21 protein-coding genes and 1 pseudogene are annotated in these 22,046 nt (G+C 70.9%); 7 read left to right on the plus strand and 15 right to left on the minus strand.

From position 1 onward, the window contains the following. Window position 1: 1 nt before the first annotated feature. The 8 genes from IEZ09_RS03140 to IEZ09_RS03175 all read right to left on the minus strand — a co-directional run bounded on the left by IEZ09_RS03140 (window position 2) and on the right by IEZ09_RS03175 (window position 6,099). Complete coding sequence (locus IEZ09_RS03140) at window positions 2-622, minus strand: DUF3618 domain-containing protein (protein WP_189251956.1); 621 nt, start codon at window positions 620-622, stop codon at window positions 2-4. Further along, complete coding sequence (locus tag IEZ09_RS03145) at window positions 598-1,014, minus strand: phage holin family protein (RefSeq protein ID WP_189251957.1); 417 nt, start codon at window positions 1,012-1,014, stop codon at window positions 598-600. Before IEZ09_RS03145 ends, IEZ09_RS03140 begins: the two co-directional genes overlap by 25 nt. Further along, entirely contained in the window at window positions 1,001-1,642 is a 642-nt protein-coding gene (locus IEZ09_RS03150; RefSeq protein WP_189251958.1) for a hypothetical protein, read from the minus strand. Before IEZ09_RS03150 ends, IEZ09_RS03145 begins: the two co-directional genes overlap by 14 nt. A 107-nt stretch (window positions 1,643-1,749) precedes the next feature. Continuing rightward, window positions 1,750-2,046, minus strand: a complete 297-nt coding sequence (locus IEZ09_RS03155) for an STAS domain-containing protein (RefSeq protein ID WP_189251959.1) — start codon at window positions 2,044-2,046, stop codon at window positions 1,750-1,752. Window positions 2,047-2,333: 287 nt separating this feature from the next. Then, a complete protein-coding gene (locus tag IEZ09_RS03160) occupies window positions 2,334-2,522 on the minus strand; it encodes a hypothetical protein (RefSeq protein ID WP_189251960.1) in 189 nt (62 codons plus the stop codon). Window positions 2,523-2,557: 35 nt separating this feature from the next. Continuing rightward, window positions 2,558-3,007: a DUF6292 family protein gene (locus tag IEZ09_RS03165; RefSeq protein WP_189251961.1), complete on the minus strand. Its 450-nt coding sequence runs from the start codon at window positions 3,005-3,007 to the stop codon at window positions 2,558-2,560. 807 nt (window positions 3,008-3,814) lie between these two features. Continuing rightward, the gene (locus tag IEZ09_RS03170; protein WP_189251962.1) at window positions 3,815-5,020 is read right to left on the minus strand and encodes an HNH endonuclease signature motif containing protein; all 1,206 of its coding nucleotides are present in this window, start codon (window positions 5,018-5,020) and stop codon (window positions 3,815-3,817) included. 83 nt (window positions 5,021-5,103) lie between these two features. Then, window positions 5,104-6,099 (minus strand): TDT family transporter, encoded by a 996-nt coding sequence (locus tag IEZ09_RS03175; RefSeq protein WP_229812203.1) that lies wholly within the window; start codon window positions 6,097-6,099, stop codon window positions 5,104-5,106. Between the two features lie 109 nt (window positions 6,100-6,208). On the opposite strand from IEZ09_RS03175, the gene IEZ09_RS03180 reads away from it, so the two are divergent. Then, window positions 6,209-7,138, plus strand: a complete 930-nt coding sequence (locus IEZ09_RS03180; protein ID WP_189251964.1) for a LysR family transcriptional regulator — start codon at window positions 6,209-6,211, stop codon at window positions 7,136-7,138. After that, on the plus strand, window positions 7,122-7,472 hold the full coding sequence (locus IEZ09_RS03185) for an HNH endonuclease (RefSeq protein WP_229812204.1): 351 nt from the start codon (window positions 7,122-7,124) through the stop codon (window positions 7,470-7,472). The genes IEZ09_RS03180 and IEZ09_RS03185 overlap by 17 nt, the downstream gene beginning before the upstream one ends. Here the strand turns inward: IEZ09_RS03185 and IEZ09_RS03190 are convergent. Further along, complete coding sequence (locus IEZ09_RS03190; protein WP_189251965.1) at window positions 7,469-8,023, minus strand: helix-turn-helix transcriptional regulator; 555 nt, start codon at window positions 8,021-8,023, stop codon at window positions 7,469-7,471. The genes IEZ09_RS03185 and IEZ09_RS03190 overlap by 4 nt on opposite strands. 158 nt (window positions 8,024-8,181) lie before the next feature. Between IEZ09_RS03190 and IEZ09_RS03195 the strand changes: the two genes are divergently transcribed. The 3 genes and pseudogenes from IEZ09_RS03195 to IEZ09_RS03215 all read left to right on the plus strand — a co-directional run bounded on the left by IEZ09_RS03195 (window position 8,182) and on the right by IEZ09_RS03215 (window position 11,893). Continuing rightward, window positions 8,182-9,132, plus strand: coding sequence for a cytochrome P450 (locus IEZ09_RS03195; protein ID WP_189251966.1), 951 nt, complete (start codon window positions 8,182-8,184; stop codon window positions 9,130-9,132). A gap of 126 nt (window positions 9,133-9,258) precedes the next feature. Continuing rightward, a pseudogene (locus IEZ09_RS47805) lies at window positions 9,259-10,395 on the plus strand (AfsR/SARP family transcriptional regulator); the annotation flags it as partial. A 592-nt stretch (window positions 10,396-10,987) separates the two neighbouring features. Continuing rightward, window positions 10,988-11,893 (plus strand): tetratricopeptide repeat protein, encoded by a 906-nt coding sequence (locus IEZ09_RS03215; RefSeq protein ID WP_189251968.1) that lies wholly within the window; start codon window positions 10,988-10,990, stop codon window positions 11,891-11,893. On the opposite strand, the gene IEZ09_RS03220 is transcribed toward IEZ09_RS03215, so the two are convergent. From IEZ09_RS03220 to IEZ09_RS03230, 3 genes are read right to left on the minus strand one after another with little or no spacing between them, the layout of a single operon-like run. Next, window positions 11,894-12,394 carry a hypothetical protein gene (locus tag IEZ09_RS03220; protein WP_189251969.1) on the minus strand — a complete coding sequence of 167 codons (501 nt, stop codon included), beginning with the start codon at window positions 12,392-12,394 and terminating at the stop codon, window positions 11,894-11,896. Window positions 12,395-12,418: 24 nt separating this feature from the next. Further along, complete coding sequence (locus IEZ09_RS03225) at window positions 12,419-13,663, minus strand: MATE family efflux transporter (RefSeq protein ID WP_229812206.1); 1,245 nt, start codon at window positions 13,661-13,663, stop codon at window positions 12,419-12,421. Beyond that, window positions 13,653-14,102, minus strand: a complete 450-nt coding sequence (locus IEZ09_RS03230; RefSeq protein ID WP_189251970.1) for a hypothetical protein — start codon at window positions 14,100-14,102, stop codon at window positions 13,653-13,655. The genes IEZ09_RS03225 and IEZ09_RS03230 overlap by 11 nt, the downstream gene beginning before the upstream one ends. Before the next feature lie 120 nt (window positions 14,103-14,222). On the opposite strand from IEZ09_RS03230, the gene IEZ09_RS03235 reads away from it, so the two are divergent. Continuing rightward, the gene (locus tag IEZ09_RS03235) at window positions 14,223-15,623 is read left to right on the plus strand and encodes a protein adenylyltransferase SelO (protein WP_229812207.1); all 1,401 of its coding nucleotides are present in this window, start codon (window positions 14,223-14,225) and stop codon (window positions 15,621-15,623) included. Beyond that, entirely contained in the window at window positions 15,623-16,018 is a 396-nt protein-coding gene (gene tsaA / locus IEZ09_RS03240; RefSeq protein WP_189251971.1) for a tRNA (N6-threonylcarbamoyladenosine(37)-N6)-methyltransferase TrmO, read from the plus strand. Before IEZ09_RS03235 ends, tsaA begins: the two co-directional genes overlap by 1 nt. Here tsaA and IEZ09_RS03245 read toward each other — a convergent pair. The 3 genes from IEZ09_RS03245 to tal form a co-directional block, all read right to left on the minus strand. Beyond that, on the minus strand, window positions 16,015-18,588 hold the full coding sequence (locus IEZ09_RS03245) for an ABC transporter substrate-binding protein (RefSeq protein WP_189251972.1): 2,574 nt from the start codon (window positions 18,586-18,588) through the stop codon (window positions 16,015-16,017). The two genes, tsaA and IEZ09_RS03245, sit on opposite strands and share 4 nt — an antisense overlap. Window positions 18,589-19,118: 530 nt before the next feature. Continuing rightward, window positions 19,119-20,951: a transketolase gene (locus IEZ09_RS03250; protein WP_189251973.1), complete on the minus strand. Its 1,833-nt coding sequence runs from the start codon at window positions 20,949-20,951 to the stop codon at window positions 19,119-19,121. A 3-nt stretch (window positions 20,952-20,954) separates the two neighbouring features. Continuing rightward, a complete protein-coding gene (gene tal, locus IEZ09_RS03255) occupies window positions 20,955-22,034 on the minus strand; it encodes a transaldolase (RefSeq protein ID WP_189251974.1) in 1,080 nt (359 codons plus the stop codon). Between the last annotated feature and the right edge of the window lie 12 nt (window positions 22,035-22,046).

The following is a 22,046-nucleotide window of genomic DNA, read 5'->3' on the forward strand; positions in this document are numbered from 1 at the left end:
GTCACTGCCCCGACAGCCGCTGACCTGACTGCTGGGCGTGCCCGCCGACCTCCTGCGCCGCTTCCTTCGCGTGCTCGGCCGTGGTCTGCGCGGCGTCCGCGGCCACCTGTTTGACCTCGCCCGCCGCGTCGCTCACCGAGGACTTCACGTCCTCCTTGAGGTGCTGCGCCGACTCCGCCACCGCTTCCCTGGCCGGTTCGACGACGTCGCCGAAGCTCTCCGAGAGCTGGTGCACCGCCTGCTGTTCGGCGTCGGTGCGGGGAAGAACCGCCGCCAGCAGCAGACCGCTGCCGAACGCGATCAGCCCTGCCGCGAGCGGACTGCCCTGCGTCTGCCGCGCGACCTGCCGCGGCGCGTCCTGCACCGCCTGGACGGCCTGCTCCGCCCGTTCGGCGACGGCCTGCCCGGTCTCGTGGCCCTGCTCTTTGACCGCGGTCGTGGCGTCTGCTGCGGTACCCATCACTCGCTCCCTCATGGCGGTCAGTCCCCGCCGCACGCCGCGCACCCGCCGCTGGGCGATGCGCCGCGGGCTCGCGTGGTCGGCCAGCCGGTTGGCGTCGGCTCGCAGCTCGGCGCGGGTCACTTCGATGTCGCGCCTTATCTGGTCGGGTGTTTCGCCCATTCCGCGTCCTCCTTCAGCGTTTCGACGGTGCGTTCGGGTTTCGGGTTGACGGTGCGCAGCCTGGCGCGCCCGGTGGCGTAGAGAACGGCGCCCACGGCGCCCCACAGGGCAGCGACGATCAGCGCCGCCCAGCCCAGCGGCACGACGGCACCGAGTGCGAACACCAGCGCGAGGCTCAGCAGCACGGTGGTCAGGTAGCCGGCGAACCCCGCTGCCGCGAGCATCCCGGTCGCCTTGCCCGCCTTGACGGCCTCCTGCCGGATCTCCGCCTTGGCGAGCTCGAGCTCCTGCCGCATCAGCTTGGACAGGTCACCGGTCAGCTCACTGACCAGATCACCGATCGACTCTCCTGAACTGTCCACTCGCGACGGTGGGACCTCAGGGCCCGTCATGCGACACCTCCGGCGCCGCGGCCGCGCCCGGCGACAACGGCGTGCCGTACGCCGGCGTCGGCTGGTCGTACTGCGCCGGGGCGCCGTATTCCGGTGCCACGCCGGCACGTTCGGACGCCACCGGGACAACTCCGCCCTGCGACCGCTGCCTGCCCTCGTCCTGGCTCCCGGTCGCACTCTTCGCGATGCGGCCCACCAGGAACCCGGCCACGGCGGCGCCGAGCAGGAACGTGCCCGGCTTGCGCCGCGCGTAGTCCCGCGCCGAGTCGAGCAGACCCTGCGCCCCGCGTTCGTCGAGGAACCGCGCTGCCTGCCTGCTCGTGTCGGCGACGCTGCGGATCGCCCCCGCCGACATCGAGCTCGGCGGCGCGGCTCCCGCCATCTCACCCAGCTCGTCGGCGATGCGGCCGAGCTGCTTCGACACCCGCACGGCCTGCTCTTCCGCTTCCGCCGCAACACGTTCCCGCACGTCCCGCACAACGTGCCTGGCCTGCTCGGCGGTCTCCCGGCGCACGTGCGCCGCCTGGTCCGCGACGGTGGACCCCACCTGCCCGGCGGCTTCACCCGCGTGCCGCGCGACGTCGACACCTTCGTCCCTGGCCGCCGCGCGCATCTGGTTTTCGGTCACGGCCGACTCCTCAGCTCGTAGTCGTGTGCCTACGAGCTACCCTGGGGGCGACTGCGCAAACGGGGCCGTTTCGCCGCAACCACAACAGTTTCGTCGAATCGCGTGGCTCAGCACATCTCCTTGAGCGCCGTCCGGACGTCCCGGTAGAGGTGCAGCACGCCGTCGACCCCGCTCAGCGCGAGGACGTGGCGCGAATACCCGTCGGCGACGACCGCGAGCGTGGATCCCACCGCGAGTGCCTCGTCGTGGTTGCGCAGAACCAGATGGATGCCCGCCGATCCCATGAACGCGACCTGGCTCAGGTCGAGGACGAGCAGACGCGGTTTGGCGGACAGCTGAGCGGTGACCTCCTCCTGGACCACGTAGTCCGTGCTGAGGTCGATCTCGCCGCGAACGGAGGTCACCGGCACCTTGGCATCGACATAGATCGTCTGGACCCAAATGGGCAAGGGTGCGTGCGAATGCAAGCTCATGTCAGGGCTCTTCCCTGCTTGTGGCTCAGGCACCGCAGGGTCAACGACCCTGCGGTGTCCCGGTCACGTAGCTGGGCAACGCCTGTCTGACATCCATGTGCGAAAGCAGCCAACCAGCGAACTGGTCACGATAGAGAGGTTCTTCTTACGCTCCTGCCACGTATCAGACCAGACTACCCCTGAACGCTCGGTCCGAAACGACGCGCGGGCAGACTTCTTCAGCCCCGGTCGGAATCCTCGGACACGGAGTAGTCCGAAAGCCCGACGTTGCCGGTCGGGTTCGGCTCCGGGTGCGCGGAACCGGAACCGCTGCGCCCCGGCACGGTGCCGGCGTCCTCCCCCGACTCGTCCAGCGACGCACGGCTGGCGTCGTCGTACTCCTGCTCTCGCTGCCTCTCAGTGCTCATGCCGACCGGCTACCCCGATCGAGCGCCCGCGAACGTCACGAGAAGCCATCGGCGCGCGGCGAAGGCACGAAGGCGGCGAAGTCGCGGTTCGACCGGCCCTGCGCGCACTCCCGGCGGAACAGCCCCCGCACCCAGCTCACGACCGCACCGGCCGACGGCCGCGGGTCGCCACCCATCCTCGCGACCACCACCAGCTCGCCACGACGGTCCTCGATCGCCGCCGACCAGCCGCTCGACTCGTTCCACAGCAGTGCCACGTCGTGGTCGGGGAAGTCGGGCAGCCGGCCGTCCAGTGCCACGTATGCCGCGGGGTGCGGTTCTGTCTCGACGAACGAGCTGTCACCGCGCAGCCCGATACCCGCGACCACCTCGCGCACGTAGCGCCGTGCTCTGCGCGCCGCCGAGTCGTCGAAGTCGATGTCCAGGTCGATGTCGGAGTCGAGGTCCAGGGCCAGGGCTGGGGTTAGGTCTGGGTCGATGGTCACGTCGCGGTCCATGCCGGCGGTGCCTCCGTTGGGCGAGCGGTCCCCTTTGTGCGGCGGTCGGATACCCCGGCGGGGTGTCGGTGAAACGTTGGGCGATGGGGGGTGTCGGGACTGCGGTGGTCCGGTTTGGCGGTTGGGTGCCGGTTCCAGCGGAGGGGTCACGTGGCTTGCGTGACGTCGCCTTGCGCAGGTGGTTGCGCGGGCAGTGACGAGCCGGGTCATTTCATCGCCGCTTCGCGACGATTGCGATTGGGGCTTGACTTCGGGGCCCTTGCGAGGCGCAGATCGGCCTTAAAAAGCCGGGCATAAGGAGCCCGGCCGATCCGAACACGGTAGCACCTCGCACCCAAAGTCAAGCCCCAATCGCGAGCGTGCGTGGTCGCTTTGGGCGGTCGGGTTCCGGGAATTACCGCTTGAACAGCGCGGCATCAGGTGCTGTCCGGCTCGCTTCGCATCGCCGTTTCCGGGGGCCTCGGCTTTGCCATTAGCAATGCGTGGCAGCGGAGGGCTTACGGCTTGCGGTACATAGCCACTGCGGGATGGTGGTTTGTCATCGGCTTTGCCGATTCGACTGCTTTGCCGATGCCGCAGCCTCGTCTTGGTCGTTCCTGTACCGGTGCGCGGGCCTCGTCTGGGGTGGTTGCCTGTGCGGGTGCCGACGCTTTGTCAGCGTGATCGCTCTTGTCGCTGTCGCGGCTTTCGACCCTGGACGGATTTGGGCATGGCTGTGCCACGGCCGTGGTGGTGCTGCACGGCCGTGGCGGTCGAGATGGTGGTGAGGGGCCGCTCGCGTCTCCCTGGTCGGGGTCAGGCGGCGGGGTGGAGCTGGTTGCGTCTGGGTTTTCGCAGCGGGTCGAGCCAGGTTGGCGCGTAGAAGACCGGGATGCCGTGCTCGATCTTCACTTCCCAGCCGCTGCGGTGGATCAGCGTGTGGTGGTGACGGCAGAGCAGGACGCCGTTGTCGATGCGGGTGTCGCCGCCGTCGGCCCAGTGGTGGATGTGGTGGGCGTCGCAGTGCTTGGGCGGCCGGTGGCAGCCGGGGAACGCGCAGCCGTGGTCACGCGCGACCAGGGCCCGGCGGATCCCGGCAGTGAACAGCCGCGACCGGCGGCCGACATCGAGCGGCTGCGACCGGCTGCCCATCACCATCGGGATGATCCCGGCACTGCACGCGAGCTGGCGGACCTGGTCGGCCGGGATCGGTTCGCCATTGTCCAGCGTCGCCGCTCCGGTCTGCGCGGCCAGGTCCTGATAGCGCATCGTCAAAGTCAGGGTGACCGGTTCGCCGCCGTGTTCAGGCAGCATGTCGGCGCGCAACGTCAGGTCGACCAGCTCGGCCAAGGCGTCACCCTGGCGCTCGTCGAGCGAGCGCGGGTCCGGGCCCTCGCCGGTGGTCGGGCGGGGCTTGGCCAGCGGATCCAGCAGCGTCACGAACTTCGCGCCAGTGACCGCGTCCAGCGTCGCCGCGACCTTCAGGCCGCCGTCCTTGCCCTGGCGCAGCGTGAGCCGGTTACCCGCAGGCTCGGGCTCAGGGTCACGCGGTTCGGGGTCGTTCTGGTAGAGCCCGTAGATCAGCCTCGTGCCCAGCACGCGCACCGCGGCGGGCGCGAATTCGCGGGCGTAGCCCACGACCTGCGCCTCGTACGTGCCGGGCAGGGTCTTCATCACCTCGGCGACCACCGCGACATGCTCGATCGACAACGCACCCTCGGATGCCGCTGCGGCGGTGATCGGGAGCCGGGCGGCGACCTCACTACCGGTCGGAGTGATCTCACTGCTCAGCAGCGCGGCCTGCTCGACCCACCGTTTCGCGGTCTTGGGGTCCCAGCGGACCGCGTGCTGCAACACCTGCGGCAGAGTCTTGTAGCCGAATTCGGCGGCGGCTCCGCGCCGGTTCAGTTCGGCGATTTTCTGCATGACCGTGTATTCGCGGGCCCGGATTTCCGTCACCTCGTCGACGATGCCGCGCAGCAGCTCGCCGGTGGAGAGGAGGGAAAGGTCAGGGTCGCTCACGTGTTCGACTCTACCGCAAGATCACAAGAATATTACGGTCGAAAATAAACACCATCGAGTGAACTGGGTTCAAAACCGGAAAGTTAGGATTGTTTCGCGGTCATCAGGGTTGTGCGGACGGCCACCGTGACCCAGGCGAGCACCAGAGCGGCGTAGAGCACGAGCGTCACGAAGGAGAACATCGCGGACGGAATGCGGGTGGCCAGGGCGCTGGTGCCGGTCACCAGGGTGCCGAGAGGGAAGACGAAGCTCCACCACGTCAGGGCGAACGGCAGGCCGCGGCGGGCCGTTCGGATGGTCACGGTGGTGGCCATGGCCACCCAGAGCAGGGCGAAGCCCCAGGTGATGGTGCCGTAGAGGATGCCGAACGCGGTTTGGCCGGGGAGGACGGGCACGCTGGCGAGGAGGTTCGACGCGGTGATCGACTGGCCGAGCGGGCCCAGGACGATCCAGAGGGTGGGGACGGTGGAGGCGGCGCCAAGGCCGTGTTGGACCAGGCGTTGCCAGATTTGCGGGACGATCACCATTGTGGCGAAGAGGCTCACGCCGAACAGGGCGTAGCAGGCCAGCACGACCGCTTGGCGGAACTGGCCCTCCGGGAGGTGCTGGGCCAGCAGGGCGCCTGAGGCCGCGGAGACCATGGGTGGCACGACGGGCATCAGCCAGCCGCCGAACGCGCGTTCGCCGCTGCCGATCATGCGCAGCGGGACCAGGACCGAGGTGGCCAGGCCCAGGGCGGTGCCGACGGTCCACAGTGTCCAGTCGACGGCCAGGGCGGCGGGCAGACCGATCCAGTCGGAGCCGAGCAGCAGCGTGCCGGTGCCGACGGTCATCAGCGCCATGGGTGGGGCGCCCCAGAACTGGGCCATCACCGGGTCGGCCAGCTGGGCGCGCACTGTTGTCCACGTCCAGCGGCGCAGGGCTGCGGCGACCAGGAACACGAGAAGGGCCGCGTCCAGGGCCCAGACGTAGGTGGCCGGGGTGCGCAGGCCGGGCATGGTGGCGCCGGCGGTGGCGACGATGCCGGTGCCCATCACCGAGGCGAAGAGGTTCGGGCCGAAGGGCGCCGCTCGTCGCACCTCGGGGGCACGGTGTGGGTGAGGTGCGAGAGCGGTCACGAGACAACGATCCTCGTGCGGGCAGAGCGCCGGTAGGCGGCAATCGCCGATGAACGCATAGGCTGTGCCTATGCCTCTGCCGTCCAGGGTCAGTGATCTGGCCAGCTTCGACCTGTTGCTGAGCGTGGCCGAGCTGGGCAGCATCGGGCGGGCCGCCAAGGCGCACGGGATGTCGCAGCCGTCGGCGAGCGAGCGGCTTCGCGTCCTCGAGGCCCGTGTTGGGGTGGTGTTGCTCGAACGCACGTCGCGCGGGGCCCGGCTCACCACGGCCGGGCAGCTCGTGGCCGGGTGGGCGGCGCCGGTGCTGGCGAGGGCGGTGGATCTCGACGCGGGGATCACGAGTTTGCGGGCGGATCGGCACAGTCAGCTCAGGGTGGCCGCCAGTCTCACGGTGGCCGAGTACCTGTTGCCCGCGTGGCTGATCGCGCTGCGGGCGGTCAGTCCGGACACCGCGACGGTGTTGACGGCGGGCAACTCGGTGCAGGTCGCGGAGCAGGTGCTGGCCGGGCGGGCCGATCTGGGGTTCATCGAGAGCACCGGCACGCCCCAGGGGCTGACCGGCCGGGTGGTGGCGAAGGACGAGCTGGTGCTGGTGGTCGCGCCGGGGCATCCGTGGGCCAGGCGGCGCCGGGTCACGGCCGCGAAGGCCGCGGGAACGCCGTTGGTGAGCAGGGAGTCCGGGTCGGGCACGCGGCAGGCGTGGGAGCACGCGCTGCGGGCCGCGGGGATCACCGAGTTCGCCGGGCCGTTGCTGGAGATGTCGTCGACGACGGCGATCAAGGCGGCGGCGATCGGCGGGATCGGGCCCGCCGTGCTGAGCATTCACGCCGTGGAGGCGGATCTGCAGACGCGCACGCTGGTCCGGGTCGAGGTCAGCGACGTCGATCTGCATCGGGCGTTGCGGGCGGTGTGGCCGGCGGGCAGGACACCCCGAGGGCCCGCCTCCGACCTGTTGACCATCGCGACGCGTAGTGTCACGCATCGTGCCGACCGGCGGTAGCAAACAGGTTCGCGCGGCCCGCAAGCGCAAGAAGCGCATGGCGCGGGTGGTCCACGACCTCACCGACGCGCAGTGGGACGCGCTCAAGGCGTCCTGGGGCGGGTGCGCCTACTGCGGTGCGCCCGCGACGTCGTTGCAGAAGGACTGCGTGCAGGCGATCTCGCGGGGCGGGCGGTACACGCTCGGCAACGTCGTGCCCGCGTGCGGGTCGTGCAACGCCAGCAAGTGCAACGCCGAGGTGACGGGCTGGTTGCGGCGCAAGAAGCTGGACGAGCGCACGTTCCTGGTGCGGCACTACGAGATCTCCAACGAGCTCACCGCGCGGTTCGCCTAGATGGCGCCTGCTCTGATCGCGAACGCCACGGCGTGGGTGCGGTTGCGGAGCTGGAACCGGGTGAGCACGTTCTGCACCACGCTCTTCACCGTTCGCTCCGAATAGGACAGTTTCTTCGCGACCTCGGCGGTGGTCCAGCCCTCCGCGAACAGCCGCAGCATGTCGAGCTCGCGCTCGGCCAGGCAGGACAGGGCGAGGTCGGCCGGTAGCTCGGCACGGCCCTCGTGCGCCGCCAGCACCGCGGAGACCAGGCTCTCGCAGGTGATGCCCGCCCGTGGCAGCACGGCGACGACGCGGTGGTCGATCGCGCGCGGCAGGTCGTGGGCGCGGAGGTGGTCGGTGATCAGCACGACGCACGCGGAGGTCCGCTGGGCGACGCACTGCAGTTCGGCCGTCAGCCTGGCGCCGTCGGCGGCGACCAGCACGACGTCCGCCTGGGCGAGAGCGTGCTCGGCCAGCACCTGAATCTCCGGCCGCAGCCGCAGGTAGCCCGCGATGCCCCAGCGGGTGACCGCATCCTTTGCGTGGACCGCGACGCGCACTCGTTGCATGAACGCATCCTTCGAGGACGCTCTCCACTGGGACTCCACGCCGTCTCCACGGCGCTGCCCGATCGGGCATCTCTCGGCGGCAACCAGGGCGGATCCGCGCAACCGGAGGCCGGGCTGTGCCTAGGGTCACCCCCTCCCCGCCACCAGGAGGTCTGTCGGTGTCCGCCACCATCGATGTCCTCGGCGAGCTCGCGAAGCCCGAGCACCGCCAAGATCCGTACCCGTTCCTGCACTGGCTGCGCGAGAACGACCCGGTGCACCGGACCCGCTGCGGTTGCTACCTGCTGAGCAGCTACGACGACGTCGCGTTCGCCTTGCGGCAGACCGGGACGTTCGCTCCCGGGACGCCGGCCACGGCGCAGAACCACCCCGGCTACGCACGTCTGCGGGCGGCCATCGCACGCGAGCTGACGCCCGCTCGGGTGCTGCGGATGCGGCCGCGGATCCTGGAACACCTCGGCAACGTCTTCGACGACCTCGGGCCGCGGCTCGTCGCGGGCGAGACGGTCGACCTGCACGCCGAGGTGTCCGTGCCGCTCACCCGGCACGTGTTCGCGGACCTCTCCGGCCTGATCAGCCGGCTCGTCGAGGCGCACGACGACGAGCCGCTGATCACGCTCCTGTGGACGACCGGGTACGAGAGCACGGTCTCCGGCATCGACTGCGCGGTGCTGGCGTTCCTCGCCCATCCCGGGCACCGGTCGTGGTGCGGCGACGACCCGGCGAAGGTGCAGCGGTTCCTCGACGAGGCGCTGCGGCACGACGGCGTCGTCCTCTGCACGCCGGTCCCGCGGATCGCCTCGGCCGACGTCGAGCTGGGCGGCGTCACGATCCCGGCGGGGGCGTCGGTCCGCATGCTCATCGCCGCCGCCAACCGCGACCCCCGCGCATTTCGGGATCCCGACACGTTCGACCCGGCCCGCGACCCGCGGCGGACGCTGTCGACCGGCAACTGCTGCGGCACCACGCTCGGGCGCGCCACGATGGCGCACGTGCTCACGGGATTGCGGCAGCGGTTCCCCACGCTGGTCGCCGCGGCGGAACCGGCGTGGAGCTCCACGAGCGGCACCCGCCGGGCCGTGGAGAAGTTGCCCGCACGACTCGTCTGAGCCGATTACCCTCCCCGCATGGGCGAGCTGCGCGTGGACGTGCTCGGTGAGCTGCGGATCACCGTTGACGGCAAGCGGCTCGTCCCGTGCCAGCCCCGGCAGCGCGCGGTGCTCGCGGTGCTCGCCATGCGGTCGCCGCGTCCCGTGTCGCGGGACGAGCTGATCGACGCCGTGTGGGGCGCCGATCCGCCGTCCAGCGCTTCCGGCAGCCTGCACACCTACATCAGCGCGCTGCGGCGGCTCGTCGAACCCGATCTGCCGCCCCGAGCGTGCGGAAACCTGATCATCACGACCGGCAGCGGGTACGCCTGCCGCGAGGCGCCCGCCGACCTGACCGAGTTCGAGCGCCTGGTCGCCGCCGCGCGCCGGAGTGGACGGTGCGCGGAACTGCGGTCGGCGCTGGAGATCTGGCGCGGGACGGCGCTCGCGGACGTGCCGGGGCCGTTCGCCGAACGCCAGCGCGCCCGGCTGGAGGAGACGAGGCTCACCGCGGTCGAGGACTGGGCGGCGGCCGCGATCGAGTCCGGCGAACACGGCGAGGTGGTCGACGTGCTCACCCGCACCGTGGCCGATCACTCCGTGCGGGAACGGCTCGTGGGACTGCTGATGCTGGCGCTGGGCCGGTCGGGACGGCAGGCCGAGGCGCTGGCGGCGTTCCGCACCGCACGGACGGCGCTGGTGGAGCAGCTCGGCGTCGAACCCGGCCCCGAACTGCGGGAGCAGCACGAACTCATCCTCAAGGGCACCGCACCTCCGAAGACCCCGCGGCCCGCCCAGACCACGCACGACACGATCGGGTTCGTCGGCAGGGACAGCGAGATCGCCGAGCTGTGCGCGCGGCTGAACGGGTCCGGGCCGCGGACCGTCGTGATCTCGGCGATCGACGGCACGGGCGGGATCGGCAAGACCGCGCTGGCCGTGCACGTGGCGCACCTGCTGGTCGACCGCTTCCCGGACGGGCAGCTGTTCATCGACCTGCAGGGGTTCGCGCCGAACAGCACGCCGGTGCCGCCGGAGGAAGCGCTGCGCAGGTTGCTGACCGGGCTCGGGATCGACCAGAAGTCGCTGCCGGACGACCTCGACGGCCGGGCCGGGATGTACCGCAGCGTGCTCGCCGGACGGCGCGTGCTCGTGTTGCTGGACAACGCCTTCAACGCCGAGCAGGTGCGGCCGCTGCTGCCCGGTGTGTCGTCCAGCGCGGTGCTGGTGACGAGCCGCAACCGGCTGAGCGGGCTCGTCGTCTCCGGTGGCGCGCACCGGGTCACGCTCGACGTGCTGCCCGAAGCCGATGCGCTCGGGTTGCTGCGGTCTGTCATCGGCCATCGCGTGGATGCCGAACCGCAGGCGGCTCGCGAGCTCGTCCGGTTGTGCTGCGCGCTTCCGCTGGCGTTGCGGCTGGCCGCGGAACGGGTGAACACCGGTCCGAACAGGACACTCGCCGCGCTGGCCGAGGAGCTCGCGTCCGAACGGCTCGACGTGCTGGAGGCCGACGAGACCACGGCCGTGCGCGCCACGTTCTCCTGGTCCTACCGGGCGTTGACGCCGGAAGCCGCCAGGATGTTCCGGCTGCTGGGGCTGCACCCCGGCCCGGCTCCGTCGCTCGGTGCGGCCGCCGCGCTGGCGGGGTTGCCGCCGAGGGACGCGCGCAGGCTCCTCGACGTGCTGTGCGCGGGTCACCTCGTCGACGAGGTCGCGTTGCGCCGGTACAGCTGCCACGACCTGCTGCGGACGTACGCGCACGAGAAGGCGATCGACGACGAGCCGAGCCCAGGCGAGGCCGTCGACCGGTTGCTGTGCTGGTACCTGCACAGCGCCGACGCGGCGGGCTCGGCTCCTCTTCCCCGCCCGCAGACGGATGCCGTTGCCGGAGCTGCCGGAAGACGTGTGCCCGCAGGAGTTCCACAGCTCCGACAAGGCACGGGCGTGGCTGCGGGCCGAGTACGTCAACCTGATCGCGGCCATCAGATACGCGGCGGACAGCGGCAACACCGAGCTGGCGGCGCGGCTTCCGTTGGCGCTCATGAGCTTCTTCGAGTTCGACTCGCTCTTCGACGACGGCCTCGCGATGAACCTGATCGGCCTGGACGCCGCCACGGCGTCCGGCAACAGGCGCGCGGAAGCCGTGCTGTGCAACAACATCGGCATCCTGCACTCGGTCCGGCGGGCGTACGACGAAGGCGAGCGGTGGTTCCAGCGCGCGCTGCCGGTGTGGCGGGAGGTCTCCGACGAGCACGGCGAGGGCCAGGCGCTGATCAACCTGGCCGGCGTGTACGTCGGCCGCGGCACCGGCGACGGCCCTGCCGCGGAACAGCACCTGCTGCGGGCGCTGGACATCTTCGGGCGCCTGGGCAACCAGCTCGGCCGCGTCTTCGCGATGACCCACCTCACCACCGTCTACCAGCGGATGGGACGGCTCGGCGACGCGCTGGCCGCCGGCACCGAGGCCGCCGAGACCGCCCGCGGCCTGGGCGCCGACGTGATCCACGCGGCGACCCTCGGCGACCTCGGACGGGTCCACGAGGCGCTGCACGACTTCCCCGCCGCCCTCGCGTGCCACGAGGCGGCGCTGGAGATCCACCGCCGGGTGAACAACCGGCTCCGCGAGGCCCGCGACCGGCTGTGCATCGCCTACGTGTGCCGCGACATGGGCGACCACGCCCGCATGCGGACCGAGTACGCGCGCGCGTTCGCGATGCTGGAGGAGCTCAACCCCGCCGAGGTGGAGGCGGAACGGGCGAAGTTCGGCCCGCTGCCGTCCTGACTACGCCGGCACGATCTCGCCGGTCTTCTCGGTTTTGAACGACATGGCCGGGTAGTGCACCTCCAGCTGGTGCACCAGATCGTCCGGCGCTTCGACCGCCCCGACGCGCACGCCCGATCCGTCGACCTCCGGCGCGGCGGACACGATCCTGATCCCGCGCGCCTTCCAGAAGTCGCCGTCGTCCATGACCCGCTTGACGTGCTCCGCCATCTCGACCCGTGTGTACCTCGCGTCGCGGAACTCGATCCGCACGTCAGGAGCGACCCTGGTGACCTCGGCGTCGAGGTTCTCGTCCGGTTTGCGGTAGACGACCAGCATCGGCACGTCGTTGCGCACCTCGAGCCCGGCGTAGCTGCTCGCGAACCGTTCCTCGAGCAGCGGCTGCACCGCGTCGGCCGCCTTCGTCAGCTCCGGGACGTTCATCGGGAACCCCCTGGGCTCGTTGCGCCCGCAGGACACCAAAGCCGCCACCAGCAACACCAGGAAGACCAGTTTCCGCATGCGGTCAGTACGGTGCCGGAAGCCTCAGAGGTTGCTCGCCTTGCTGAACGCGAGGCCCTGCCCCATCGCGACGGCCAGGTTCGCCGCGGCCAGCGCCACCCACAGGCCGGTCAACCCGTACTCGGCTGACGGGACCGCGACGACCGCCAGCACGCCGTAGCAGAGCGCGAAGACGACGAAGCTCGGTGTCGTGCGCTTCAGCCCCGCCAGGGCGAACCCCAGCACCGCCTGCACGCCGTCCGCGAGGACGACCAGCACCATCAACGCCGGCAGGTGCGCGACCGCGGCGAGCACCGCGGGGTCGTCGGTGAAGAGCCGGTGCACGCCGCCCAGGACGATGATCGCGCAAATCACCGACAGGGTCGCGGTGGTGATCGCCAAGCCTGCGCCCACCGCCCGCCGCACACCCTCGGTCCGGGTGCTGACCAGCGGCACCACCGCCTGCCCGATCGCCACGGCCGCCGTGAACGTCAGGCTGACCAGCCCCGTCGCGATGTTGTGCGCCGCGGCTGCCGTCGCACTCACGCGCGCGGCGGCCACCGTCAGCACGCCGAGCACCGCGAACTTGACCAGCACCGTCCCGGCCATGGGGAGGCCGACCTTCGCCAGTTCCACGATCTGTCCGAAGTGGACCGTCAGCTCCGGTCGGCCGGGAAGTCGCCTGAGGAGCCCGGAAACCGTGATCAGGCAGCTGACCAGATTCGCGGTGCACAGCGCGATGCCCGCGCCGGTGAGACCGAGTTTCCAGACCAGCAGCGGCGAGAGAAGCGCTGTGCACGCGGCACCGGCGAGGCCCGCCCGCATCACCACCTTGCCGCGCCCGAGGCCGACCAGGCTGGACGTGGCCGTCGAGCCGAAGGCGTTGAACAGCACACCGGCGGCCATCAGGAGCGGGAACGGTCCCAGCTGTGCCACCGTCGCCGCCGGCACCCCGCCGGCGCGCGCGATCAGCGGAACACAGGCGACCGCGAGCGCGGCGGGCACACCGACGAACACGGCGAGCCACGTGCCGTCCCGCACCACCCGCAGCAGCCCCGGCGGATCGTCCGCCTTCGCCGCCACGAACGGCATCACCCCGCGCACGGCACCGGAAACCGCTGCCATCGCGGGGAAGTAGACGGCCGTGGTCACCGCGAAGCCGGCCAGCGCCTGCGTGCCGAACCGGCCGAGCGCCGCGGTGGTGACCAGCGCGCTGAGCGACACCGCCACCATCGACAGGTACAGCGGCAGCGCGACGCGGCCGATCTGCCTGGCGTCGCTAAGCAGCATTGCGCAGGGTCGTGTAGCCCTTGAACAGTTCGTCCCACGCCTTGCCGCACCGGGCGTCGAGCTGCCCGTCGGTGCTCGACCCGCCTGCCGCGAACCACGGCTCACACGGCTCGATGCCGGTGAGGGCCCTGCGGACCTGCTCGACGGCGGAACGGCCGTTGGGCGGCAGCTTGCCCGCCTGCTTCTCGACCTCGTCGATCACGCTCTTGACGTCCGGCATGAGGTGGGCGCAGTTGTCCACGGGGTCGACGGGCTCACCGCGCAGCCTCGGGAGGCAGGCGGTCAGCAGCGTGCCGATCGCGTCGAGCCGGGGTTGCAGCTCCGGCAGCGGTGAGGACGACGACGAGGTGACGGCCGGGGTGATGGTGGGCAGCGAGGTCGTGCCGGCGGAACCGCACCCGACGAGCAGGAGTACCAGCGCAACGGCGGAATAGCGCATGTCCGGGAGCCTAGCGGCGGCGTTCCTGACCTGATCGGGCGATGCCCTGGTCGGCGCCGTGAGTCCACTTCGGACTCACGATCGGCGGGGTGTTTGCCGCCGCCGGGTACCGTGGGGACCGTGAGCATCAGCCTGAGCAGCGACTTCGCTCGTGCCGTGCCGGAGATGGCGGTCTCCTGGGAAGCGGCGCGAGTCCCTCAACCGGCGCTTCTCGTCCTCAACGAGCCGCTGGCGAAGGAGCTCGGCCTCGACCCCGCCTGGCTGCGCTCCGACGGCCTGCCGTTCCTCGTGGGCAACGAGGCGCCGGGCGTGGCCCAGGCCTACGCGGGCCACCAGTTCGGCGGCTACTCCCCCAGGCTCGGCGACGGCCGCGCGCTGCTGCTCGGCGAGCTCACCCATGCCGACGGCCACCTGCGCGACCTGCACCTGAAGGGCTCCGGCCGCACCCCGTTCGCCCGCGGCGGCGACGGACTCGCCGCGGTGGGCCCCATGCTGCGCGAGTACGTCCTGAGCGAGGCGATGCACGCCCTCGGCATCCCCACGACCCGCTCGCTGGCCGTCGTGGCGACCGGCGCCGTCGTGCACCGCGAAACCCCGCTGCCCGGTGCTGTTCTGGCGCGCGTGGCGTCGTCGCACCTGCGGGTCGGCAGCTTCCAGTACGCCCGCAACACCGGCGACCCCGACCTGCTGCGCCGCCTCGCCGACCACGCCATCGCCCGCCACTACCCCGGCAGCACCTACCTGGAGCTGTTCGAGCAGGTCGTGGCCGCCCAGGCTGCGCTCGTGGCCCAGTGGATGCTCGTCGGCTTCATCCACGGCGTGATGAACACCGACAACATGACGATCTCGGGCGAGACCATCGACTACGGCCCGTGCGCGTTCATGGAGGCCTACGACCCGGCGACGGTGTACAGCTCGATCGACCACCGCGGCCGTTACGCGTACGGCAACCAGCCGATCATCGCCGAGTGGAACCTCGCCCGGCTGGCCGAGGCCCTGCTGCCGCTCTTCGCCGACGACGAGGACCGGGCGGTGTCCCTGGCGGTCGAGGCGCTCCGCACGTTCGAGGGGCAGTTCGAACGCGCCTGGCTGGACGGCCTGCAGGCCAAGCTCGGCGGTGCCGGTGACGTGCAGCTGGTGAAGGACCTGCTCGCGCTGATGCACGCGAACCACGTCGACTTCACGTCGTTCTTCCACCGGCTGTCCGCCGCCGCGCGCGGGGACGCCGAACCCGCGCGGTCGTTGTTCCTCGACCTCGCCGGGATCGACGACTGGATCGGCCGGTGGCGTGCGCTCGCACCCGACGCCGACGCGATGGACCGGGTCAACCCCGTCTACGTCCCGCGCAACCACCTCGTGGAGGAGGCGCTGGCGGCGGGGTCCGCCGGTGATCTGGGTCCGCTGGAACGACTGCTGGAAGCGGTGACCGCCCCGTACGGCGAACGGCCTGGGCTGGAATACTTCGCGGCACCTGCGCCGCAGGACTTCAGTGCCACCTACCAGACCTTCTGCGGGACCTGATGAAGCTGCAGCCGATCGGCCACGTCGAATCACCCCTGCTCGACCGCGCGTCCGCCCCGAAGCAGGGTGACGAGGACACACCGGAGTCGTGGCTCGTCTTCGCCCCGGAGTACGCGCGGGCGATGCGCGAGCTCGCCGCCGGGCAGGAGGTCCTGGTGCTGACGTGGCTCGACCGCGCGGACCGGTCGGTGCTCGCCGTCCATCCGCGCGGCGACGCGAACCGGCCGGAGACCGGCGTGTTCTCCACCAGGTCGCCGGATCGGCCGAACCCGATCGGGCTGCACCGCGTCCGGATCCTGGGCGTGGACGGGGTGAAGGTGCGGGTCGCCGACCTGGAGGCGATCGACGGCACGCCCGTCCTCGACGTGAAGCCGGTGCTGGGCTCCGAGCGCTAGTGCGGATCGCGTGGGCAACCGCCGTCCTGTTCCAGCGTTGAGGCCAGGTCGTTCTTGAACGGCAGTTCTCCGCACAGCAACCGCGGTGTCGAGGTCGTGTCGGTGTTGCCCTGCAACACGAGCACGGCCTTGTCCGACGGAACCCGTGTGCTGGCACCGAACCCGATCGTGCCGGTGGCGCCCTGGATCGCGTTGTCCGGCCGGATGCTGCCGATCCCGGCGAGCAGTCCCTCCCGCACGCGCGCCCCGGGATCGGTCCTGCGCACCTGCCGCACGCCCTCGGCCAGCACCTGCATCGCGTCGTAGGCGGCGGCGGAGCGTCCGTCGTTGAGGGCCTTGCAGTTCTTGCGGAAGGCGTCGAGGTAGTTCTTGTAGAACGGCACCTTGGCGCAGTCGGTCCACGCGGCGGGGCTCGCGAACGACAGGTAATCCAGCCGCACGTTGGGGAACTGCGCCATCGTGCCTTCCAGGATGAACCGCGTGGACGAGTCGCCCGCGAGCACCGGCGGCGTGCTGCCCTGGCACCTGCTGTTCATCCCGCGCAGGAACTCCGCCAGGTACTGGGCGCGCCCGGCGTAGAAGACCGCGTACCCCGGCTTCGCCTCGGCCGGGCACGCGCCCTGCCCGAGGCTCGCCGGCGCCAGGCCCTCGTCGTCGTTCGCGACCCGATACGACTTGTACTGACTGATCGTGATGCCGCGCTCGGCGAAGGTGACGCGAGCGTCCGCGGCCAGGTTCTGGCTGTACCTGTCGGTCGGGTCTCCCGAGTAGAAGACGGCCACGTCGGTGACCTTCAGCCGGGTCTGCGCGTAGTGGGCGGCGACCTTCGCCTCGCGCATGTTGTTGGGCCCGATCTGGTAGTAGTACTCGTTGATCGTGGCCATGTCGTCCGCGGACGTCAGCGTGCCGATGAGCGGCAAAGCGTTGCTGCCCAACCGTTTCACCACGGACTTGGCGGTGTCGGTGCTGATCGACAGCCCGGTCACCGCGACCACGCTCTTCTCCCGCGCGGCCAGTTCGATGATCTTGTCGGCCGCGATGTCACCGGACGCGAGCCCGCGCCCGCCCGGCCCCTCACCGCCGTTGGCCAGCAGCACCCTGATCGGCACGTCGCTGGTCTTCTGCGCCACCCACACACCGCGCAGTTCCTCGACCAGGGCGTGGAAACTGTTGGCGGTGCTGGGAGTCAGCACGTTCAGGAACACGATCGTGACCGCGTCCGGCCGCTTGGCGACCTTGCCGTTCTCGGCCGTGATCCGCCCGTAGACGTCCTCCAGGGCGGGCCGGATGTCCTCCGGCACCGAGTCGGGAACGAAGTGGCGCAACGGATCCGCCGACACCCCGATGCACTCCGCCCCGACCCGCTCCAGCGGCGAGCGGAACGACGGCGACCACCACTCCTCGCACCGGGCGTGGTTGACGAACGGCACGGCCGCCAGCAGCCCCGCCACCACCGTCAGCACGAGCGGCGCGGCGACGGCCCGGCGCAGACGCAACGGCGGGTACCCGGCGAGCCTGCCGCCGACACCGGGCGCGGGCTCGTTCACGTCGGTGTCGAGCGGGATGACCCAGTTCTCCGACCGCGGCAGTGCCCTGAGCCAGTCCTTGTACCCCTGAACGGCGTCGGCCACATGCGTTCCGGGTTGATCCGCCGATTCGCCGACCGAGATCACCAGCAGCGGATCGGGGCGGCTCAACGGGTTGGTGCGCCACGACCGTCCACCGTGGACTGAGTTGCGAGCGCGGCCGATGGCGTCGACGAGCCAGCCCCCGTGGTCGATCAGCAGCCACGGGTACCCCGTGCGCCGCCTGCCCGTTCCCCACACCGTCCAGCGCCGGTGCGAACGCCGCAGATCCTCCAGCAACGCCCGCACCAGCAGGTCGCCGACCTCGTCCTCGTGCCGCTCGGCGAGACGTTCCTTCACGAACGCGCGCGCCAGCCGGTAGAGCCCGTGCCGCGACCTGCCGCCGAACGACTGCTCGCCCACCCACGCCGCCGGACGCCACAGCATCGCCATGAGCGCCAGCCCGATCCGCGGCATGAGCGCGACGACCAGCCGGATCCACCAGGGGAAGTCCTGGGCCAGATCCTGGGCGCCCTCGGCGGTCATCCGCACGCGCCGTCTCAGGTGCTGCTTGAACTGCCGGGCGATCTCGCGCTGCTCGTCGTCGGCCTGGACGCCGGCGGGCAACGTGAGGTCGAGCAGCCAGCCGACCAGCGCGTAGTGCGGAAAACGCAGCCGTGCCGCACCCCGCACCTCCTCGGCCAGCCCGCCGACGACGTCGTCGAGAAGTTCCCGCCGGTCCTGCTTGGTGCCGTCCACCAACGCGAGCGCGACCCTGCGTCCACGCGCGGTGGCCGGCCGGTTGGCCAAGGCCTCCAGCGGACTGTCCGTGCCCGGCGGCCGGCGGAGGTGGATGATCGGCAGCGGCACCTCCCTGCGCGGCCAGCGCGGGCGGGACGCGAGGTGGTCGAGCAACTCCAGCAGTTCCAGCGCGCCCAGGAAGTGCAGGCCGCGGGAGGAGCCGAGGTACCAGTCTTCGCGCGAGGTCAACCTGGACAGTGCCATCCGCCCGCCTCCCCGTTCTGCCGGTCCCAAACAGACGGATTGTCGGGCGGAGGGGCCGGGGCATTAGCGGAAATCGGGGAATTCGAGGGCGTGCGGAATTTGTGCTGGTGAGAGCAGGGGGTGTGGCGGGTATCCGGTGGGCATGACGCAGCCAGTGCCGCCATCTGAACCCGTACCCAACACGCCTGGGCCGGACGTGCCTCGACCGCCGGGGCCCGACCCAGACCCGCAGCCGCCCACGCCAGCGCCGGACCCGGACCCGCAGCCGCCAAACCCCGTCTGACCAGGTCCGGCCCGCCCGCGGCCCGATCCGGATTCGCAGCCGCCCACACCGGGCCCGATTAGCCCCGGCCGCCGGGACCGGACCCGGACTCGGATCCGCTGCCGCCGACGCCGGGGCCCGACCCAGACCCAGACCCAGACCCGCAGCCACCCACACCGGCCCGGGCCCCGGACCCGGACCCGGACCCGCAGTCACCGAATCCGGTCTGACCAGGCCCGGCCGCCGGACCCGCCGAACCCGGCCTGACCTAAACCTTCACCAGCTGCCGAGCCGCCTCCACCACGGCCTCGGCATCGATGTGCGCCGCGTGCAGCAGCTCCCCCGGCTTCCCGGACACCGGCATCGAACTCACCGCGAGCTTCCGCACCGGCGGCCGAGCCTCGCAAGCAGCCAGCGCGTCCAAAACGGCATCGCCGAGCCCGCCCTCTGGCCAGTGGTCCTCCACGGTGAGCACGGCACGTGTCTGCGCGGCAGCCTGCACCAGCGTGTTCCCGTCGATCGGCTTGATCGAGTAGCAGTCGATCACCCGTGCCCGGATGCCGTCGGCCTCCAGCACGTCGGCGGCCTTCTCCGCCTCGCCGACGGTGATGCCGCACGCCACGATCGTCAGGTCGTCGTGGTCGCTGTTGCGCAGCACCCTGCTGCCGCCGACGCGGATGTTCTCGTCCGGCGACGTGCGCACCGGGGTCTTGCCGCGCAGCGTCCGCAGGTACGAAATGCCCGGCAGCGACGCCATTTCCGAGACCAGAGCCGCTGTCTGGTTGGCGTCGGACGGGTGCAGGACGGTGGAGCCGTGGATCGCGCGGAACATCGAGATGTCCTCCAGCGCCATCTGCGACGGGCCGTCCTCGCCGATCGACACGCCGGCGTGCGAGCCGCACAGGCGGAGGTCCGCGCGAGAGATCGCGGCCATGCGGATGAAGTCGTGGGCGCGGGTCAGGAACGCGCCGAACGTCGACGCGAACGGCACCCAGTTGCGGGCCTGCATGCCCACGGCGGCGGCGATCATCTGCTGTTCGGCGATGAACATCTCGAAGTAGCGGTCGGGATGCGCCTTGGCGAAGAGTTCCGACATGGTCGAGTTCGAGACCTCGCCGTCCAGCACCACGACGTCGCCGCGCAGGCCGCCCAGCTCGGCCAGCGTCTGCCCGTACGCCTGCCGGGTCGCGACCTCCTCGCCGATCTCCCAGCGGGGCAGCGTGCCGCCGTTGGTGGCGAAGCGGTGCGGTGTGCCGGGTTTGGGGGTCTTGACCGTCACGGCCAGGGAACGCGGGCCGCCCAGCTCCTCGACGGCCTCGGCCGGCTCCTCCAGGGGCTTGCCGTGCTTGCCCGGCTGGTCTTCCACGGCCTTCACACCGCGGCCCTTGTGGGTCTTGGCGATGATCACGGTCGGCCGGTCCGTCACGGACGTGGCCTGGGCGAACGCGGCGTCGATGGCGTCCAGGTCGTGACCGTCGATCGCGATGGCCTTCCAGCCGAACGCCTCGGCGCGGGCGGCGTAGCCGTCGAGGTCCCAGCCGAGCATCGTCTCGCGGGTCTGGCCCAGGCGGTTGACGTCGACGATGGCCGTGAGGTTGTCGAGGCCCGCCCAGCCCGCGTGCTGGAACGCCTCCCAGATCGAGCCCTCTGCCATCTCCGAGTCACCGCACAGCACCCACACGCGGTACGGCAGCGCGTCGAGCTTCTTGCCCGCCAACGCCAGGCCCACGCCCACGGGCAGGCCCTGGCCGAGCGAGCCGGTGGCCACGTCCGTCGGTGGGATGCGGGGTGTGGGGTGGCCTTCCAGCCTGCTGCCGAACGTGCGGAAGCTCAGCAGTTCCTCGTCGGTGATGGCGCCCGCCGCCTTGAGGATCGCGTAGTACAGCGGTGAGGCGTGGCCCTTGGAGAACACCAGGTGGTCGTTGGCCGGGTTGTCCGGGTTGGCGTAGTCGAGCCGCAGGTAGCCGTCGAGCAGCACGGCCATCAGGTCGGCCGCGGACATCGACGACGTCGGGTGACCGGAGCCGCCCGCGTCGCTCGCGCGGACCGAGTCGACGCGCAGCTGCTGGGCGAGTTCGTGGCGGAAGTCGTTGTGGGGCAAGGGTCACCTCCGTGCTGGGTGGGCGGTCAGGCTGTCCAGGAGCTGCTGGTAGGAGTCGGCGAACTTGCGGACGCCCTCCCGTTCGAGGGTCTCGGTGACGTCGCGGTAGCTGATCCGGATCTCGGCGAACCTGTCGAGGATGCGCCGGGCACCGTCGACGTCGCGGGTCAGGGTGTCGGCGACGCGGCCGTGGTCGAGGAAGGCCTCGATCGTCTTGCGCGGCATGGTGGTCACCGTCTCCGGTCCGATCAGCTCCTCGACGTAGCGCGTGTCGCGGTAGGCCGGGTTCTTGGTCGACGTGGACGCCCACAGGCACCACTGCGGGGTCGCGCCCGCCCGCGCCAGGTCGTCCCACGCCTCGCCGGAGAAGATCTCCAGGTACTGCTGGTAGGCGAGCTTGGCGTTGGCGATCGCGAGCTTGCCCTTCAGCACCTCGTGGCCCCGCATCGCGTCCAAGCGCTTGTCCGCCTCGGTGTCCACTCTGGACACGAAGTACGACGCCACCGACGCGACCTTGGTCAGATCACCGCCGTCGGCGCGGAATCTGCGCAGACCTCGCAGATAGGCCTCGGCCGCGGCGCGGTGCCGGTCGAGCGAGAAGAGCAACGTGACGTTGACCGGGATGCCGCGGGCGATCGACTCCTCGATGGCGGGCAGGCCTTCCGCGGTGCCGGGGATCTTCACGAACAGGTTCGGCCGATCGATCAACGAGTGCAGCCGCCGCGCCTCGTCGAGTGTCGCCTGCGTGTCGTGGGCGAAGTTCGGGTCGACCTCCATCGACACCCAGCCGTCGCGCGGCGAGCTGCCCTTGCCCGCCAGCAGGTCGCAGGCGTTGCGGATGTCCTCCGCGGCGAGGGCGAGGAAGACCTCTTTCGGGTCGTCCTCCTGAAGGTCGCGTTTCTGGGCGTCGTAAGCGTTTCCGCTGCTCATGGCGTCCTGGAAGATCGTCGGATTCGACGTCACACCCAGGACGCCCGAATCGACCAGGCCGGCCAGATCGCCTCCGCGGAGCAGGTCACGTGACAACTGGTCCATCCACGGGCTCTGGCCGCGTTCGGCCAGGCCGTGCAATGCGGTGCGCATGGCAAGTCCTCT

This window comes from Lentzea flava, assembly GCF_014648475.1.
In the GTDB taxonomy this organism is placed as follows: domain Bacteria; phylum Actinomycetota; class Actinomycetes; order Mycobacteriales; family Pseudonocardiaceae; genus Lentzea; species Lentzea flava.